Here is a 17,072-nt window from a genome sequence, read left to right on the forward strand (position 1 = left end):
ATGGCCGCTCTCGTCATTGCCGAACACGACAACGCGAAATTGAAGCCCGGCACGTCCAATGCCGTGACCGCCGCCGCGAAAATGGGCGGCGAGGTGCACATCCTGGTCGCCGGGCAGGGCTGTTCCGCCGCTGCCGCCGAAGCCGCGAAGCTCGCGGGCGTGACCAAGGTCCTGGTGGTCGACGCCGCTCACTACGCAGGCGCGCTTCCGGAAAACCTCGCCGCGCTCGTCACGCCGCTTGCCAAGGCGTATTCCCATGTCGTGGCCGCGGCTACGGCGGTGGGCAAGGGCTTCATGCCGCGCGTGGCGGCGCTGCTCGACGTGGCGCAAGTCTCCGAGATCATCGCCGTGGAGTCGCCGGACACCTTCGTGCGGCCGATCTACGCCGGCAACGCTTTTGCCACCGTGCAGTCGCCCGATGCGATCAAGGTAGTGACCGTGCGCTCCACCGGATTCGACGAGGCCGCGGCGACAGGATCGGCCCCGATCGAGGCGATCGCCGCCGGCCCCGATACGGGGAAGTCGCGTCTCGTCGGCCAGGAACTCACCAAGTCGGCCCGTCCCGAGCTGGTGGCCGCGCGGCGCGTGATCTCGGGTGGCCGCGGACTGGGCAGTGCCGAGAGCTTCAAGCTGATCGAGGCGCTGGCCGACAAGCTGGGTGCGGCCATCGGGGCCTCCCGCGCGGCCGTCGATTCGGGTTTCGTCCCGAACGACTACCAGGTCGGGCAGACGGGCAAGATCGTCGCCCCCGAGCTCTACATCGCGGTGGGAATCTCCGGCGCCATCCAGCACCTGGCCGGCATGAAGGACAGCAAGGTGATCGTGGCGATCAACAAGGACCCCGAGGCGCCCATCTTCCAGGTGGCCGACTACGGGCTCGTGGGTGACCTCTTCCAGATCCTTCCCGAACTGATCGCGCAGATCTAGGGCCGCGCTTTCCCGCGATGGCGGGGCCGACGGCGAACTCAAGGAGACTTTCGTGGGCGAATATGCCGCACCCCTGAAGGACATGCAGTTCGTGCTTGAGCACGTGGTCGGCCTGGACCAGGTGAACACCTTGCCGGGGTGCGACGAGGTGACGCAGGACGTGGTCGACGCGATCCTCGAGGAGGCGGCGAAGTTCGCGGGCGAGGTGCTCTCTCCCCTCAACGCGATCGGCGACAAGGTCGGCGCGACGTTCAAGGATGGCGAGGTCACCACGCCGCCGGGATTCAAGGAGGCCTATCGCCAGTTCGTCGAGGGGGGCTGGGGCAGCATCATCACGCCACCGGAGTTCGGCGGGCAGGGTCTTCCTCACCTCCTGTCGACGCCCATCGAGGAGATGTGGGGCTCGGCCAACATCGCCTTCAAGCTCTGCCCGATGCTTACGGTGGGTGCCATCGAGGCGCTGCACAGCAACGCCTCCAGCGAGCTGAAGCAGCGCTTTCTTCCCCACATGGTGTCCGGGCAATGGACGGGGACCATGAATCTCACGGAGCCGCAGGCGGGCAGCGATCTTTCGCTCGTGCGCGCCAAGGCCGTCCCGCAAGCCGACGGGACATTCGGGATCACCGGGCAGAAGATCTTCATCACCTACGGCGAGCAGGACTACACCGAGAACATCGTGCACGCGGTACTCGCCCGCATCGAGGGTGCGCCCGAGGGCGTGAAGGGCATTTCGCTCTTCGTGGTGCCCAAGGTCCTCGTGAAGGCGGACGGCTCGCTCGGGGAGCGCAACAGCGTGAAGTGCGTGTCCATCGAGCACAAGATGGGCATCCACGCGAGCCCGACGGCGGTGATGGCCTACGACAACGCCACCGGTCACCTCGTCGGCGAGGCCAACCGCGGCCTGGAATACATGTTCGTGATGATGAACGCCGCGCGCCTGGGCGTGGGGCTGGAGGGCGTGTCGCTCTCCGAACGCGCCTACCAGCGTGCGCGCGACTGGGCGAAGGACCGCCTGCAGGGCAGGCCCGTGGGCGTGGCGGGTGCGGCGAAGACCGCGCCCATCATCCAGCACCCCGACGTGAAGCGAATGCTCCTCACGATGAAGGCGAGCGCCGAGGCCACGCGCGCGCTGGCCTACCAGGTATCGGCTCTCCTGGATCGTGCGCACAGGCATCCCGACGATGCCGAACGGCGCCACTGCCAAACGCTCGTCGATCTCCTCATCCCGGTCGTGAAGGGCTGGTCCACGGAGACGGCCATCGAAGTCGCCTCCCTGGGCATCCAGGTGCACGGAGGGATGGGCTTCATCGAGGAAACGGGCGCCGCGCAGTACCTGCGCGACGCGCGCATCTCCACCATCTACGAGGGCACCACCGGCATCCAGGCCAACGACCTCGTCGGGCGCAAGGTCGGGCGCGAGGCGGGCGTGACCATGAAGGCGCTCATCGTCGAGATGCGCGGAATCGTGGCGGAACTGGCCGGTTCGGACGACGCGGAACTGCGCGTGATCGGCGGCCGTCAGGCGAAGGCCCTCGACGCGCTCGAGCGGGCGACGGACTGGATTGTCACGGTATTTCCGACCGACCCGGGCGCCGTGGCCGCCGGCTCGGTCTACTACCTCAAGCTCTGCGGCCTCGCCATCGGCGGCTGGATGATGGCGAGGGCAGCCGTCGCCGCAACCAAGCTGGCCGCAGCGGGGCAGGGCGACGCGGAGTTCCTGCGCGGCAAGCGGCTTACGGCGCGCTTCTATGCCGATCACTTCCTGCCGCAGGTGGATGCCCTGGCCGAAACGTTCGTGTCCGGCGGGCAGCTCGTCAGGGCCGCGGAGGAAGCGCTGCTTTGATCGAGGCCCTGCTGGTCTCGGCCGGCATCGTTGCGCTGGCCGAGATCGGCGTCCCGGCGCTGGGCTGAGTCCCCGGGTGGCCCTCAGGCCGCCACGGCCTGCCGGGCCGGGGATCCGGTGACGACCTCGTGGAAATAGCAGACCTGCGATCCCTCGTGCCCCTTCCACAGGTGCTTTGCCTCGAACATGGCGCGATCGGCATCCGCGAGCAGCCCCGCCTTGCCGGCTCCGAACCGGTACTCCGCGACCCCGCAGCACACCGTGAGCAGCAGTTCCTGCCCCGGCGCCGTCTCGCAAGGGCTCGCGGCGATCGCGGCCAGGATTCGCTCCATGACCATCTTGAGGGCGCGGTTGCGGTGCAGGCCCACGATGAATTCGTCGGCGCCCCACCGCGCCACCCAATCGCCGCGCCGCGTGTTGAGCTGCAGGATGGCCGCCATGTGCGAGATGCAGGCATCCCCCGCGCTGTGGCCATGTGCCTCGTTGATGGCCTTGAACCCGTTCAGGTCGAAGAACGCGACCTGGAAGGACTCGAGGTCGCGCTCGGCACGCGCGATCTCCTCCACGAGACGCTTCTCGCCCGCGCGGCGATTGTAGATGCCGGTGAGGTCATCGGAATCGGCAACGCGCTCCAGGCGGTTGATCGTCTCGTTGAGCTGCGTGAGCGTGTATTGCGTGCCCTCCATGAGCCGTCCGGCCTGGTCCGGGAAATTGACCGGCAGGTCGGGAAGCTTGCGGCTCTCGAGGTAGCCGCGCAGCGCCTCCGCCGTAAGCTCGACGGGAACCAGGATCTCGCGCAGCAGCCACATCGTGCCCAGGAACCCGGCGAACGAGGCGAGGACGAGGGCCGCCAGCAACGGGTACATCGTCGCCACGTCCGCCCGGGCGACGAGCAGGTAAACGATGAAGACCGCGAGCGGAGTCTGGGCACTCACGAATGCGGCCACCGCGAACTTGCGCGCGTAACTGTCGCGCAGGGCCGGGATCGCGATGAGGCGCCGGTAGATTTCCATGCGCCCGATGACGGTGGATCCGGACGGGATATTGCTGGGCATGGCGTGACTCCTCGGGGAACGTCCCTATTCTGGCGGTGTCCCCCCGGTTGGCGTCAACCCCCGATGGGGTTGCGAAGCGTGCCGATCGACTCGATCTCGGTTTCCAGCAGGTCGCCGGGCTTGAGGAACTCGGGGGGATTGCGGGCGAAACCCACCCCTTCGGGGGTGCCCGTCGAGATGACATCGCCGGCCTCGAGGGTCATGCCCAGGGACAGGTCGCTGATGAGGCGCGGCAGCTTGAAGTAGAGGAATTTCGTATTCGAGTCCTGCTTCGTGACCCCGTTCACCCGGCAGGTCACGCGCAGGTTGGCGTGGTCCAGGCTGTCGGCCGTCACCAGCACCGGGCCCATCGGACAGGTGCCGTCCAGGCTCTTGCCCTTGTGCCACTGGCCGCCGTGGCGGCGCTGCAGGTCGCGCCAGGAGACGTCGTTGATCACCGTGTAGCCAAAGACATGGTTCATCGCGTCCTCGGCCTTGATGTTCTTGCCGCCGGGGCCGATCACCACGCCCAGCTCCACTTCCCAGTCCAGGGACGTGGAGATCGCCGGGTCGAAGGGAACGGGGTCGAAGGGGCCGGTGACCGCCGTCGGCGCCTTGCTGAAGAAGACGGGCCATTGCGGCAACTCGCGGTTGTCCTGGAGCTTCTTGGCGCCTTCCTCGAAATGCTCGAGGTAGTTCCAGCCGACGCAGAAGACGTTCTTGGCCGGGCGCGGAATGGGCGCATGCAGCTTCACCTCCGTCATCGCCACGGCTCCGGCGGGGGGCTTCGCGGCCAGGGCGTCGAGAGCCTTCCGCGCCGGCGCGCCGCCCCGGATGATACCGAGCATCGTGGAGAAGTCCACGTCCGGCGTGGCCGCCACGTGGGCTGGAATGTCGATGATGCGGTTGCCTTCGACGACGACGCCGGGGCGAGGGGTGCCGCCCGTGGCGGGGGAGTAGGTGACGAGTTTCAAGGCGTTTCTCCTGGGGTGTCAGCGATGATGCGTGGGCGTCGGGCCGGCCATTCAGTCGTTCTTCCAGGCGGGGGCGCGTTTCTCGAGGAATGCGCTTACCCCCTCGAGCTGGTCGGAATGGTCGAAGAGGTCCATGAAGCGCTCGCGCTCGAGGGCGAGACCCGCACGGCGCGGGACGGCATTGCGCGCATTGTGGATGAGACTCTTGCAGTATTCGACGGAGCGCGGCGAAAGCGTCGCCACGCGCGCGGCCATGGCCATCGCCTTCGCCAGTCCCTGGCCTTTCTCGGCCACTTCCTCGACGAGGCCGATGCGCAGCGCCGTGGCGGCATCCACGCGCTCGTTCGTGAGGATCATGCGCTTGGCCCAGCCTTCGCCCACGAGGCCCGGCAGGTTCTGGGTGCCGCAGCCGGCAGGCAGGAGCCCCACGGCAGGTTCGGGCAGCGCCATCTGCGCGTGGGACTCCGCGATGCGGATGTCGCAGGCGAGGCAGCATTCCAGTCCGCCGCCCATGGCATAGCCGTTGATCGCGGCGATGGTGACGAAGCGGGCGTTCATCAGCGCCTCGAACGCCGAGCCGAAGCAGGCGATGAAGTGACGGGCGTAGACCTTGTCCTCGGCGAACTTCTTCAGGTCGGCGCCGGCGGAAAAGAACTTCTCGCCCGCGCCGGTGATGACGGCGGCATAGACGGAGCGGTTGGCGACGAGCTCCGCGACCAGGTTTTCCAGGACGCGCAAGTCCTCGGGCGTCCAGGTGTTGGCCGGCGGGTTGTCCAGGGTGATGACGGCGGTGTGGGCTTCGAGGCGGTGGGTGATCATCGGTCGGTGGGGCCTTGCGGGCCGGTTGCCTTGAGGTATTGGAGGATGACGCTGGAGAAGTCCTTGCCCCCGTGCCCGTCGGCCGAGTGCTTCTGGTACACCTGCTGCGCGATCGCGCCCAGCAGCACCGGCACCTTCGCGCTCCTGGCCGCATCCGTGACCAGGGACAGGTCCTTGAGCATGAGGTCCGCCCCGAAGCCGCCGGTGTATCCCCGCGACGCAGGGGCGTTCTCGAGTACGCCGGGGTAGGGATTGTAGGTGTCGGAGCTCCAGCAACGGCCGCTGGACGTGTTCACGATCCCGGCGAACACCTTCGCGTCCATGCCGAGCGCGGTGGCGAGCGTCATGGCTTCCGAGGTCGCGATCATCTCCACCGCGAGCATCATGTTGTTGCAGATCTTGGCCACCTGCCCGTTGCCGCTGCCGCCGCAATGGACGATGTTGGTTCCCATGCAGGAGAGCACCGCCCGGGCCGCCTCGAAGTCCTTCGCGGACCCGCCGACCATGAAGGTGAGGGTGCCGGCCTCGGCGCCGGCGGTGCCGCCGGAGACCGGCGCATCGACCATGGGCAGGCCCCGGGCCAGCGCGTCGAAGGCGACCTCGCGGGCGGTGAGCGGGTCGATGGTCGAGCTGTCGATGAGGAGCGTGCCGGCCTTCGCGTGCGCGATCACGCCGGACTCGCCGCAATAGACGGTGCGAACGTGAGGCGAGGAGGGCAGCATCGTGATCACGACATCGACGTCCGAGACGCATTCGGCGATGGAGCCCGCGCGCTCGGCGCCGTGCGAGGCGGCCTTGGCGGCCAGTGCCGGCACCACGTCGTGCGCCTTCACTGTGTGGCCGTGCTTGAGGAGGTTACGGCACATGGGATTGCCCATGTTGCCCAGACCGATGAAACCGATCTTCATCGCCGCTACTTCAGGCTGATGGTGGTGTTGACCGCGCCGGCCGTCGCCGCGTCGTCGAACCAGCGCGCCGTGACCGTCTTCACCTGCGTGTAGAACTGCATCACCTGCTTGCCGTAGGGGCCCAGGTCGCCGAGCTTGGAGCCGCGCGAACCGGTGAAGCTGAAGTAGGGCACCGGCACCGGAATGGGCACGTTGATGCCGACCTGTCCCACGTCGATCTCGTACTGGAACTTGCGCGCCGCGGCGCCGGACTGCGTGAAGATGCCCGTGCCGTTGCCGAAGGGGTTGGCGTTGATGAAGGCGATGGCCTCGTCCAGAGTATCCACGGAGACGATGCACAGCACCGGGCCGAAGATCTCCTCCTTGTAGATGGTCATGGACGTCTTCACGCCGGAAAAGACCGTGGGCCCGATGAAGTTGCCGTCGGGATAGCCGGGCACCTTGAGGCCTCGCCCGTCGAGTTCGAGCTTCGCGCCTTCCTTCACGCCCGCGTCCACCAGCGTGCCCACGCGCGCCAGCGCCGCCTTCGAGATGAGGGGCCCGAGGTCCGCACCCGCTTCCGTGCCGCAGGTCACCTTGAGCGTCTTCGCCTTCGCCACGATGTCGGGGATCCACTCGTTCGCCCTGCCGACGAGCACGCACACGCTGATGGCCATGCAACGCTGTCCGGCAGCGCCGAAGCCCGCGCCCACCACGGCGTTCAGGGACTGCTCCTTCGAGGCGTCGGGCAGCACCGCCGCGTGATTCTTGGCGCCCATCATGCATTGCGCGCGCTTGCCGTGCGTGGAGGCGAGGTTGTAAACGTGCGTGCCGACATGGGTCGAGCCCACGAAGGACACGGCGCGCACCTCCGGATGGGAACACAGCGTATCCACGGCGACCTTGCCGCCGTGCACGACGTTGAGCACGCCCCTGGGCAAGCCGGCCTCCAGCGCGAGTTCCGCCAGCAGCATGGGCGTCATCGGATCCTGCTCGGAGGGCTTGAGGACGAACGTGTTGCCGCAGACGATCGCCATGGGAAACATCCACAGCGGGATCATCGCGGGAAAGTTGAAGGGCGTGATGCCGACGCACACGCCGATGGGCTGGCGGATCGCGTACACGTCCACGCCGTTGGCCACCTGTTCGAGATGCTCGCCCATCTGGATGGAGCCGACGGAACAGGCGTGCTCCACGACCTCGAGCCCGCGGAAGACGTCGCCTTCGGCGTCGGCCAGCGTCTTGCCCTGCTCGCGCGTGAGGCAGGCGGCGAGCTTCGCCATGTCGCGCCGGATGAGCGCCTGGAACCGCAGCATCACGCGCATGCGCGCGCCCACCGGCGTGTGCTTCCAGGTCGCGTAGGCCGTCGCCGCGGCAGCCACGGCGGCGTCGAGTTCGGCGGGCGTGGCGAAAGGCACCCGGGCGAGGACCTGCTGCGTGGCGGGGTTAACCACATCCTTCCATTCGGTGCTCTTCGAATCGACGAACTCGCCGTCGATGAGCAACTTCACGGCGGGAACGGCCTGCGCGACGGCCTGGAAGCTTGCGGCCATGGAATTCTCCTCGGAGTCGTCCGCCGGCGGGGCGGGCGGGGGGGTGTTTCGGGTCGGGAAGCGTTACGGCGATTATAAGTCTTGGCGCCGATCCGGCTGTGGCTGCGGTGCCGGGTGACGGGGCTTGATATTCATATCGTATACGATATGCTGATGCCCGCCATGTTCCCCTGGATCCGACACCCGACTCCGTCATCGATCGCCTCCGTTCGCGATGTTTCGCTCGCGAAGGTGGTGCGCGACGACATCCTGGGCATCATCCTGCGCGGGGAACTCGCGCCGGGAAGCCGGATCAACGAGCCGGACGTGGCCGGGCGCCTCGGCGTGTCGCGCGTGCCGGTGCGCGAGGCGCTGCGCGAGCTCGAGGCCACGGGCCTGGTCGTCTCGCGCAAGAACGCGGGGGTGTTCGTCCGCGAACTCGCCCCAGGCGAGGTGACGGATCTCTACGAGTTGCGGGGGGTGCTCGACGGCCATGCCGGCACGCGCGCCGCGGCGCTCGCCGAGGTGCCGCGCAGGGCGCTGTCCCGGTTCCTCGATACCGCCACGGCGGCGATGCGCAAGGCGGCGCGCCGCGGGGACGTGCCTGCGTACTATGCGGAGAACCTGCGCTTTCACTGGGCCATCGTGGAGGCGGCGGGCAACGGCAAGCTCTCGGACACCTACCGGGGCATCGTCCAGCACCTGCATCTCTGGCGGCTGAAGAACCTCGCCCAGCCCGTGGGCATGGCCGCCTCCATCGCCGAGCACGACGCGATCGCGAAGGCCATCCGCGAGGCCGACCCGGCACGCGTGGGCGGACTCCTGACCAACCACGTAAGCGCCGCACGCCAGCGTCTCGAAACCCACCTCTCGGAGGAAAGATCATCATGAGATCGCGCTGCTTCGCCCTTGCCGCCTCGATTCTCGCCGCCGTCCTGTTGCCGGGCATTGCTGGCGCGCAGGGCTACCCGAACAAGACGGTCAAGATCGTCGCCCCCGTGCAACCGGGGGGAGGCGTGGACCTGGTCGGCCGCACCGTAGCCGAACAGCTCACGCGCACGATGGGCCAGTCGTTCATCGTCGAGAACCTCTCCGGGGGCGGCGGCGTGATCGCCTCCCAGGTGGTGGCACGGGCCGCGCCGGACGGGTACACGCTGATGGTGGGCTACGTGGCCACCCACGGCACCAATCCTGCGGTTCGCAAGGTGCCTTATGACGCCGTGAAGGATTTCACCGCGATCGCGATGGTGGGCGGCACCCCCAACGTGCTGGTCGTGCACCCCTCGGTGCCGGTGAAGAACCTCGAGGAATTCGTCGAGTACGCGAAGGCGAATGGCGGGAAGCTGAGCTACGGCTCGGCGGGGCAGGGTACGCTCACGCATCTGGCGATGGAGCAGTTCAAGGCCGCCTCGGGCATCGATGCCACGCACGCGGCCTACCGCGGCATCGGTCCGGCGATCACCGACCTCCTGGGCGGACAGACTCAATTGATGATGCCGGGGCTGGCGGCGGCCATTCCGCACATCAGGGCCGGCAAGATGCGCCCCCTCGCGGTCACCGGCCTCAAGCGCCACCCGCTGCTGCCGGACGTGCCCACCTTCGAGGAATCGGGCTACAAGGGCTTCGACGGCGTGCAGTGGTACGGCATCGTCGGCCCGGCGAAGATGCCGGAGGCGGTGACGCGCAGGCTGAACGAGGAGATCAACAAGGCGCTGGCCGACCCGGCGCTTCGCACCCGGCTCGCCGGAGAGGCCCTGGAGCCGATGCCGATGTCCCCGGAGGAGTTCGGCCGTTTCATCCAGGCCGACATCGCGCGCTGGAGCGCGCTTGCCCGCGATCGCAAGATCTCCCTCGAGAACTGAACGATGGCACGCAATACCCAGGTCGCAGCCGACCTCGACGCCCCACCCGTCACCCGTACGCTCGCGCACTTCGTCGCCACGCATCCGTCGCGCGGCTGGCGCCGCACCGTGGACCACGAGGCGCACCGCACCTTCCTCAACTGGGTGGGTTGTGCGGTCGGTGCCGCGCGCCACGAGGCTGCGCAGGCCGCGCTCGACGCGGTGGCCATGCTGCAGCCGTCCCGGCAGGCGACGCTCCTCGGGCGTTCGGAGCGGGTCGACATGGGCAGCGCAGCGCTCATCAACGGCATCAGTTCCCATACTTTCGATTTCGACGACACGCACCTGAAGACCATCATCCATCCGGCCGGGCCCGTCGCCTCCGCGATCTTCGCGCTGGCCGAAACCACCGGGGCGTCGGGGCGCCAGGTCATCGACGCGCTGGTCCTGGGCATCGACGTGTCGTGCCGGCTCGGGAACGTGATGTACCCGGATCACTACGATCGTGGTTGGCACATCACCGGCTCGACGGGAACGCTCGGGGCGGCGGCCGGTTGCGCGCGACTGCTGAGCCTCGACGAGGAAAGGACCGCCATGGCGCTTGGCATCGCAGCCTCCCAGCCCGTCGGGATGCGCGAGCAGTTCGGCACCATGACCAAGCCTTTCCATCCCGGGGGCGCTGCACGCGCCGGACTCTTCTCGGCACTGCTCGCGAAGAACGGATTCACGGCGAGCGCGAAAGCCGTCGAGGCGCCGCGCGGCTTTGTCCAGGTCGTCTCCACCAAGTGCGACTGGAATGAAGCGACCGAAGGGCTGGGCGAGCGCTTCGAGATCTCCTTCAACACCTACAAGCCCTTCGCGTGCGGCATCGTGATCCATCCCGCCATCGACGCCTGCGCGCAGCTTCGCGCCCGCGGCGTGAACGCGCAGGAGGTCGAGCGCATCGAGCTCAAGGTGCACTCGCTGGTGCTGGAACTCACGGGCAAGAAGGAGCCGCAGGACGGCCTGCAGGGCAAGTTCAGCGTGTACCACGGCTGCGCCGCGGGCCTCATCTTCGGGCGGGCGGGGGAATCGGAATACGGTGACGCGATCGTGCGCCGCGAGGACGTGACGGCGCTGCGCCGCAAGGTCGTCGCGACCGTGGACGATTCCATCGGCGAGGCCTCGGCGGACGTGACCGCGGTGATGAAGGACGGAAGGCGCGAGCACGTCTTCGTGGAACATGCCATCGGCTCGCTGGAAAGGCCGATGACGGATGCCGACCTCGAGGGCAAGTTCCGGATGCTGGCCGAACCCGTGATCGGCGCGGAGCGCGCAGCGAGCCTGATCGCCGCCTGCTGGGAGCTCGAGAAGGCGCCGACCGTGCAGGCGCTCGCGGCGCTGGCGCGGCCATGAGCGCACGGCAGACGATCGTCGTCCTCGACGACTACGAGCAGGCGATGCGGCGCTTTGCAGACTGGACCGCCATCGACGGCAAGGCGGACGTCGTGGTCCACTCGGAAAAGCTTCGCGGTGCCGCGCTCCTCGATGCGATCCGTGACGCCGACGCCATTGCCGTCGTGCGCGACCGCACGCCCTTCAAGGCGGATCTCCTTGCGCAGCTGCCGAAGCTGCGCTATCTCGTCTATACCGGCGTGCGCAACACCCAGCTCGACGCGGCGGCGTTCGCGGCGCGCGCCATCCCGGTGAGCCACACCGAGAAGGATCCGGGCAAGGACAGCACGGCGGAGCACACCTGGGCGCTCATGCTGGCGGCCTCACGCCGCCTCGAGGCGGGCATGGCGATGGTCCGCGAGGGGCGCTGGCGCGATGGTGGAGCGCTCGCCAGCATCCTCCGGGGAGAGCGTCTCGGGCTCGTGGGCTTCGGCGAGATCGGCCAGCGCGTGGGCCTCGTGGGAAAGGCCTTCGGCATGGAACTCGTCACGTGGAGCCCGCACATGACGCCGGAGCGGGCAGCGGCGGGCGGGGCTAAGGCGGTGCCGCTCGAGGAGCTTCTCGCCACGTCGAAAGTCGTGAGCCTGCACCTCGTGCCGTCGGAGGCGACTCGCAGGCTGCTCGATGCCGGGCGGCTTGCGACGATGCGTCCGGACTCGATCCTGGTGAACACGTCGCGTTCCACGCTCATCGACATGACCGCGCTGCCTGCCGCGCTGGAAGCGGGCCGCCCCGGCATCGCCGCGCTCGACGTTTTCGACGAGGAACCGCTGCCTGCGGATTTCCCGCTGCGAAGGCTCGCCAACGTGGTGCTCACGCCGCACGTCGGCTTCGTGGCCCGGCCCGTTTACGAGAAATTCGCCCGGGGAATGGTCGAATGCCTCGACGCGTGGCTGGAGGGACGCCCGCTGGTGAGGGTGCTCCCGCCGCCGGGCTGAGCCTCGCGGAGGTGAATACCCCGTGCTTTGCTGATCGCGGTCAAGGAGGGGGGCTTGCCCTGCGGTCCTGCTGCCCGCAGGCTATGAGGTGATTCCGCGCGAGGGCCCGGGCCATGGGGGCCACGGCCACGCGCCTCGTGGAGTACGCCATGACCGACATCCTCTCCCTCCTCGGCGCCGACGCCGATACGCTCCTGGGCCATTCCTGCCGCGGCATTCGCAAGGAAAGCCTGCACCTGCCCGGGCCGGACTTCATCGACCGCGTGGTTTCCGATTCCGACCGCAGGCCGCCGGTCCTGCGCAGCCTTGCGGCGCTGTTCGGCCACGGCCGCCTGGCCGGCACCGGCTACCTGTCGCTGCTGCCCGTTGACCAGGGCATCGAGCACTCGGCAGGGGCCTCCTTCGCGCCGAACCCGGCATGCTTCGATCCGGCCAACATCGTGCGGCTCGCGATCGAGGGCGGGTGCAACGGCGTTGCCTCGACGCTCGGCGTACTCGGCTCCGTCGCCAGGCGCTACGCCCACCGCATCCCGTTCATCGTGAAACTCAATCACAACGAGCTGCTTTCCTACCCGAATACCTTCGACCAGAGCCTCTTCGCCGACGTGGACCAGGCTTTCGACCTGGGCGCGGTCGCGGTGGGCGCGACGATCTATTTCGGTTCGGCGGAATCGCGCCGCCAGATCTGGGAGGTGTCCCAGGCCTTCAAGCACGCGCACGAGAAGGGGATGGCCACGATCCTGTGGTGCTACCTGCGCAACAACGCGTTCAAGAAGGACGGCGTGGACTATCACGTGGCGGCGGACCTGACCGGCCAGGCCAACCACCTCGGCGTCACCATCGAGGCCGACATCATCAAGCAGAAGATGGCCGAGAACAACGGCGGCTTCAACGCCATCGGGTTCTCGAAGACCCATCCCAAGGTGTATTCCGAACTCACGACGGACAACCCGATCGATCTCGTCCGCTACCAGGTGGCCAACTGCTACATGGGGCGCGCCGGGCTCATCAATTCCGGGGGTGAGTCGACGGGCGCAGGCGACCTGGCGCAGGCCGTTCGGACCGCGGTCATCAACAAGCGGGCCGGCGGCATGGGCCTCATCTCCGGTCGCAAGGCGTTCCAGAAATCCATGGCAGAGGGCGTTACGCTGCTCAACGCCATCCAGGACGTCTACCTGTCCCCGAAGGTGACCATCGCCTGAATAAAGGGGACAGACCCCTTTTCAGGAAATGGGGTCTGTCCCCTTTGATTCGCGGAAGTTGATCAGGAGCGCGTCGGCGGGCACGAGGTCGCCTTCGGCGTAGGCGACACGCTCGATCACGCCGTCGCGCGGGCTCACGATCGTGTGCTCCATCTTCATGGCCTCCAGGATCATGAGCGACTGGCCCTTCGAGACGGCATCGCCCACGCCCGCGAGGAGCTTCACCACGCGCCCCGGCATGAGCGCGGTGAGCCGCGCATCGGGCAGGAGATCGGCAGGCTCGTAGTGGAAAGGGTCGACGAGCCGCAGCTCGTGCCGGCCCGAGGGAGTCGAGGCGGACAGCAGGTCCCCGTGCCGGACCACGCGCGCGAAAAAGGTCTCGTCGTCGAGCGCGATCTGCAGCCGCTCGCCGTCGGAAGGCCCCAGAACCACGCGATGACTGCGGCCTGCGAAGCGGATCATCGCGTGGCCCGCGCCCATCTCGGCCTCCACCGTCACCGACTCTGCGTCGGCGCGGCGGAACTCGAGGGTGCGTGCAGCCGGCTGGTTGAGCCGCCAGCCCCCCGCGTCATCCCAGGGGGACGTGCCAGTCCGCGCGGCGCGCTCGTCGAGGTGCACCCGCGCAGCGCCGGCCACCAGGGCCTCGAGGGGAAGCTCGCCCACGGGCGGCAGGAGATCGGCACGGTGCGTCTCGATGAACGCCGTGTCGGTCTCGCCGGCCAGGAACGCACGGTGGGCCACGAGCCGCTCGAGGAAGGCGAGGTTGGTGCGCACACCGAGGATCTCGGTCTGCGCAAGCGCGGAGAGCAGCCGCCGCGCGGCTTCCTCGCGGTTGTCGCCCCAGCTCACGAGCTTGCCGATCATGGAATCGTAGAAGACGCTCACCGCGTCGCCCTCGCGGATGCCCGTGTCCAGGCGCACGTCGGGTGCCTCGGGCGGCGTGCGCAGCACCGCAACGCGGCCAGTCTCCGGCAGGAAGCCGTTATCGGGGTTCTCGGCGCAGAGGCGCACCTCGATCGCATGCCCGCCGGTGAGTATTTCGGACTGCGAGAGCGGCAGCGGCTCGCCCGCGGCCACGCGCAGTTGCCATTCGACGAGATCCTCGCCGGTGATCATCTCCGTCACCGGGTGCTCGACCTGCAGGCGCGTGTTCATCTCCATGAAGAAGAACTCGCGGTCGGCGCCGACGATGAATTCCACCGTTCCCGCGCCGCGGTAACCGATGGCGCTAGCGGCCGCGACCGCGGCCTTGCCCATGCGGCTGCGCAGCGCGTCGTCGAGGAACGGGGAGGGCGATTCCTCGAGCACCTTCTGGTGGCGGCGCTGAATGGAGCATTCGCGCTCGAAGAGGTGGACGAAGTTGCCGTGGGTGTCGCCGAACACCTGGAACTCGATGTGATGCGGGCCCTGGACGAAGCGCTCGAGCAGCACGCGGTCATCGCCGAAGGCGTTCTTCGCCTCGCGCCGCGCGGCCGCGAGCTGGGCGTCGAACTCCTGCGCGGTCAGGACGAGGCGCATGCCCCGACCGCCGCCGCCGGCAATGGCTTTCACGAGGAGCGGGAAGCCGATCTTCGCGGCCTCGCCACGCAGCAGCGCATCGTCCTGCTTCTCGCCGTGGTAGCCGGGCACGACCGGCACGCCGGCCTTCTCGAGGATGGCCTTGGCGCGGTCCTTGAGGCCCATCTTGCCGATGGCCTCGGGCGTGGGGCCGATGAACACGAGCCCCGCCGATTCGACGGCGCGCGCGAAGCCCTCGTTCTCCGAGAGGAACCCGTAGCCCGGGTGGATGGCCTGCGCGCCGCTGGCCATCGCCACCTCGATGATGCGATCGCCGCGCAGGTAGGAATCGGCCGGGCGCGGCCCGCCGATCGCCCACGCCTCGTCGGCCATCTCCACGTGCAGCGCTTTCGCGTCGGCCTCGGAGTGGACGGCAACGGTGCGCACCGCGAGCGCGCGGCAGGTGCGCATCACGCGGCAGGCGATCTCGCCGCGGTTGGCGATGAGGATCTTGTCGAACATCGTGAGCCGCGGTCTCAGGCGACTTCCGGCGCACCCTGCCAGAGAAGCTCGTAGCCAAGCTCGCGGGTTTCGGTGCAATGGGAGGCCAGCGCCTCGAACTTGGCCTTGAACACGGCGTCGGCGTGCGAGCGCTCGTGCTCCTCGAAGGAGTTCCAGTAGGTCACGATGGCGAGGTGCTCGTCGGCCGGCTTCGGCGTCCCGAGGGAGCCTTCGGTCGAGGCGAAGCCGGTGAAGCGGAAGACCTGGCCGGCGATGAAGCCGCCCTTCGCGCCTCCGTAGGTTTCCTTCACCGTGTTGCACATCTCGCCGAGCGCGAGTTCGACATCGTCGATGCTCGTGCCGGGCTTGAGCCGTGCGGTGTTGAACAGCATCTTGGCGCCGAATGGAATCGAGATCGCGTCGAACATGGTCTTGTGCCTCGAGATTGGGACGTCATTATTGTACTTCGGCCGTGTGCGGGCACCCTATCGCCGCGAGGCGAAGCGCCTGCGCCACGCGCTGGGCGCCTCGCCCGTCCACGCCTGGAAGGCGCGGAAGAATGCCGAAGGCTCGGAATAGCCCAGGTCCGCGGCGACGCGGGCGACCGTCTCGCCCGGCGTTGCGAGCCGCGCCAGCGCGAGATCGCGGCGCAGGGCGTCGCGCACGGCGCGGAAATTGACGCCCTCGTCCTGCAGGCGGCGGTGCAGCGTGCGTGGGGAGACATTCATCTCGCGGGCCGCCTCCTCGAGACCGACAGCGCGGGGGAGCGCGCGCGCGAGGATTGCGCGCAGGCCCTGCGCAAGCTCCCTGTCGCGCCGGTAGAGCATGGTGATCTTGCCGGGGGCGCCGTCAAGGAACGTGGCGAGCGCGGCTTCGTCGCGCCGCACCGGCAGGTCGAGGAGCCGGTCGTCGAGTGTCGCCTCGAGCCGCGGGCCGGGAAAGGACGAGTGCTCCGTGTAGATGAGCCCGTAGTCCGAAGCGTGCGCGGGCCGCGCGTAGGGAAAGCGCACGGCGTCCAGGCGAAGGCTGCGGCCGGCGAGCCAGCACGCCAACGCATGCAGCAGGCGCAGGAGCCACTCGAAGGCGAACACGCGGCAGGGGTCGTTCGCCTTCGGCCTCAGGGGCCGGACCTCCTCGATCACGAGCGTGGCGGCGGGCTGGCCTCGGTTCACGGCGATGCGCAATTGCGGCAGGACGAGGCCCAGGAAGCGCGCGGCGCGATCGAGCGCCTCGTCCAGGCGCTGCGCCCCGATGACGCCGCGGCAGAGGAATTCGAAGGTGCCCGGGCGCAGCGGCGCCTCGAAGAGGGCGAAGGCCTCGTCTCCGTGCGCGCGGATGGCCGCGCCGTAGAGCGCCACGTAGGCGGGCAGGGGCACGCGCAGTCGCAGATGGGATAGCACGGCGGGGTCGATGCCGGCCTCGCGCAAGAGGGCCGCGAGGTCGAGGCCGCGCTCGGCGAAGCCGGCCAGGAGCCCGGTCACGAAGCCGGCGGCGACTGTTGCACGATCCGCGGCACGGACTGCGGGGATGCGGCGTTTCGCCATTGTGTGCTGACCTCGAGCCTGTGGCTGCCGGAGGGCAGCCAGAGATGGCGGATTTTACACGATATGAGTCGCCGCCGGCCATGGAGCCGCCTCGTCGTC

14 protein-coding genes are annotated in these 17,072 nt (G+C 68.5%); 7 read left to right on the plus strand and 7 right to left on the minus strand.

What is annotated here, in order from left to right; genetic code table 11:
• A complete protein-coding gene (locus IPP91_01405) occupies positions 1-927 on the plus strand; it encodes an electron transfer flavoprotein subunit alpha/FixB family protein (protein MBL0140740.1) in 927 nt (308 codons plus the stop codon).
• 52 nt (positions 928-979) lie between these two features.
• Entirely contained in the window at positions 980-2,770 is a 1,791-nt protein-coding gene (locus IPP91_01410; protein MBL0140741.1) for an acyl-CoA dehydrogenase, read from the plus strand.
• 83 nt (positions 2,771-2,853) lie between these two features.
• Here IPP91_01410 and IPP91_01415 read toward each other — a convergent pair whose 3' ends face one another.
• The 4 genes from IPP91_01415 to mmsB all read right to left on the minus strand — a co-directional run bounded on the left by IPP91_01415 (position 2,854) and on the right by mmsB (position 7,270).
• The gene (locus tag IPP91_01415; protein MBL0140742.1) at positions 2,854-3,825 is read right to left on the minus strand and encodes a GGDEF domain-containing protein; all 972 of its coding nucleotides are present in this window, start codon (positions 3,823-3,825) and stop codon (positions 2,854-2,856) included.
• Between the two features lie 53 nt (positions 3,826-3,878).
• Positions 3,879-4,652 carry a fumarylacetoacetate hydrolase family protein gene (locus IPP91_01420; protein ID MBL0140743.1) on the minus strand — a complete coding sequence of 258 codons (774 nt, stop codon included), beginning with the start codon at positions 4,650-4,652 and terminating at the stop codon, positions 3,879-3,881.
• A gap of 177 nt (positions 4,653-4,829) precedes the next feature.
• Positions 4,830-5,597 (minus strand): enoyl-CoA hydratase, encoded by a 768-nt coding sequence (locus IPP91_01425; GenBank protein ID MBL0140744.1) that lies wholly within the window; start codon positions 5,595-5,597, stop codon positions 4,830-4,832.
• Positions 5,594-7,270 (minus strand): 3-hydroxyisobutyrate dehydrogenase, encoded by a 1,677-nt coding sequence (gene mmsB / locus IPP91_01430; GenBank protein MBL0140745.1) that lies wholly within the window; start codon positions 7,268-7,270, stop codon positions 5,594-5,596. Before mmsB ends, IPP91_01425 begins: the two co-directional genes overlap by 4 nt.
• A gap of 929 nt (positions 7,271-8,199) precedes the next feature.
• On the opposite strand from mmsB, the gene IPP91_01435 reads away from it, so the two are divergent.
• The 5 genes from IPP91_01435 (at position 8,200) to IPP91_01455 (ending at position 13,431) form a co-directional block, all read left to right on the plus strand.
• Entirely contained in the window at positions 8,200-8,907 is a 708-nt protein-coding gene (locus tag IPP91_01435) for an FCD domain-containing protein (GenBank protein MBL0140746.1), read from the plus strand.
• Positions 8,904-9,878, plus strand: a complete 975-nt coding sequence (locus tag IPP91_01440; GenBank protein ID MBL0140747.1) for a tripartite tricarboxylate transporter substrate binding protein — start codon at positions 8,904-8,906, stop codon at positions 9,876-9,878. The genes IPP91_01435 and IPP91_01440 overlap by 4 nt, the downstream gene beginning before the upstream one ends.
• 3 nt (positions 9,879-9,881) lie before the next feature.
• A complete protein-coding gene (locus IPP91_01445; GenBank protein ID MBL0140748.1) occupies positions 9,882-11,252 on the plus strand; it encodes an MmgE/PrpD family protein in 1,371 nt (456 codons plus the stop codon).
• The gene (locus tag IPP91_01450; protein MBL0140749.1) at positions 11,249-12,229 is read left to right on the plus strand and encodes a D-2-hydroxyacid dehydrogenase family protein; all 981 of its coding nucleotides are present in this window, start codon (positions 11,249-11,251) and stop codon (positions 12,227-12,229) included. The genes IPP91_01445 and IPP91_01450 overlap by 4 nt, the downstream gene beginning before the upstream one ends.
• 149 nt (positions 12,230-12,378) lie before the next feature.
• A complete protein-coding gene (locus IPP91_01455) occupies positions 12,379-13,431 on the plus strand; it encodes a class I fructose-bisphosphate aldolase (protein MBL0140750.1) in 1,053 nt (350 codons plus the stop codon).
• Positions 13,432-13,452: 21 nt separating this feature from the next.
• On the opposite strand, the gene IPP91_01460 is transcribed toward IPP91_01455, so the two are convergent.
• From IPP91_01460 to IPP91_01470, 3 genes are read right to left on the minus strand one after another with little or no spacing between them, the layout of a single operon-like run.
• Positions 13,453-15,450, minus strand: a complete 1,998-nt coding sequence (locus IPP91_01460; GenBank protein MBL0140751.1) for an acetyl/propionyl/methylcrotonyl-CoA carboxylase subunit alpha — start codon at positions 15,448-15,450, stop codon at positions 13,453-13,455.
• A 14-nt stretch (positions 15,451-15,464) separates the two neighbouring features.
• Positions 15,465-15,857, minus strand: coding sequence for a hypothetical protein (locus tag IPP91_01465; GenBank protein ID MBL0140752.1), 393 nt, complete (start codon positions 15,855-15,857; stop codon positions 15,465-15,467).
• 57 nt (positions 15,858-15,914) lie between these two features.
• Positions 15,915-16,973, minus strand: a complete 1,059-nt coding sequence (locus tag IPP91_01470; protein ID MBL0140753.1) for an AraC family transcriptional regulator — start codon at positions 16,971-16,973, stop codon at positions 15,915-15,917.
• Between the last annotated feature and the right edge of the window lie 99 nt (positions 16,974-17,072).

This window comes from Betaproteobacteria bacterium (assembly GCA_016720855.1).
Lineage (GTDB): Bacteria > Pseudomonadota > Gammaproteobacteria > Burkholderiales > Usitatibacteraceae > FEB-7.

Coding starts and splice junctions, on each gene's coding strand:
- IPP91_01455 (MBL0140750.1), top strand. CDS start 12,379: ATGACCGACATCCTCTCCCTCCTCGGCGCCGACGCCGATACGCTCCTG.
- IPP91_01435 (MBL0140746.1), top strand. CDS start 8,200: ATGTTCCCCTGGATCCGACACCCGACTCCGTCATCGATCGCCTCCGTT.
- IPP91_01470 (MBL0140753.1), bottom strand. CDS start 16,973: ATGGCGAAACGCCGCATCCCCGCAGTCCGTGCCGCGGATCGTGCAACA.
- IPP91_01420 (MBL0140743.1), bottom strand. CDS start 4,652: ATGCTCGGTATCATCCGGGGCGGCGCGCCGGCGCGGAAGGCTCTCGAC.
- IPP91_01415 (MBL0140742.1), bottom strand. CDS start 3,825: ATGCCCAGCAATATCCCGTCCGGATCCACCGTCATCGGGCGCATGGAA.
- IPP91_01405 (MBL0140740.1), top strand. CDS start 1: ATGGCCGCTCTCGTCATTGCCGAACACGACAACGCGAAATTGAAGCCC.
- IPP91_01460 (MBL0140751.1), bottom strand. CDS start 15,450: ATGTTCGACAAGATCCTCATCGCCAACCGCGGCGAGATCGCCTGCCGC.
- IPP91_01450 (MBL0140749.1), top strand. CDS start 11,249: ATGAGCGCACGGCAGACGATCGTCGTCCTCGACGACTACGAGCAGGCG.
- IPP91_01465 (MBL0140752.1), bottom strand. CDS start 15,857: ATGTTCGACGCGATCTCGATTCCATTCGGCGCCAAGATGCTGTTCAAC.
- IPP91_01445 (MBL0140748.1), top strand. CDS start 9,882: ATGGCACGCAATACCCAGGTCGCAGCCGACCTCGACGCCCCACCCGTC.
- IPP91_01440 (MBL0140747.1), top strand. CDS start 8,904: ATGAGATCGCGCTGCTTCGCCCTTGCCGCCTCGATTCTCGCCGCCGTC.
- IPP91_01425 (MBL0140744.1), bottom strand. CDS start 5,597: ATGATCACCCACCGCCTCGAAGCCCACACCGCCGTCATCACCCTGGAC.
- mmsB (MBL0140745.1), bottom strand. CDS start 7,270: ATGCATGATGGGCGCCAAGAATCACGCGGCGGTGCTGCCCGACGCCTC.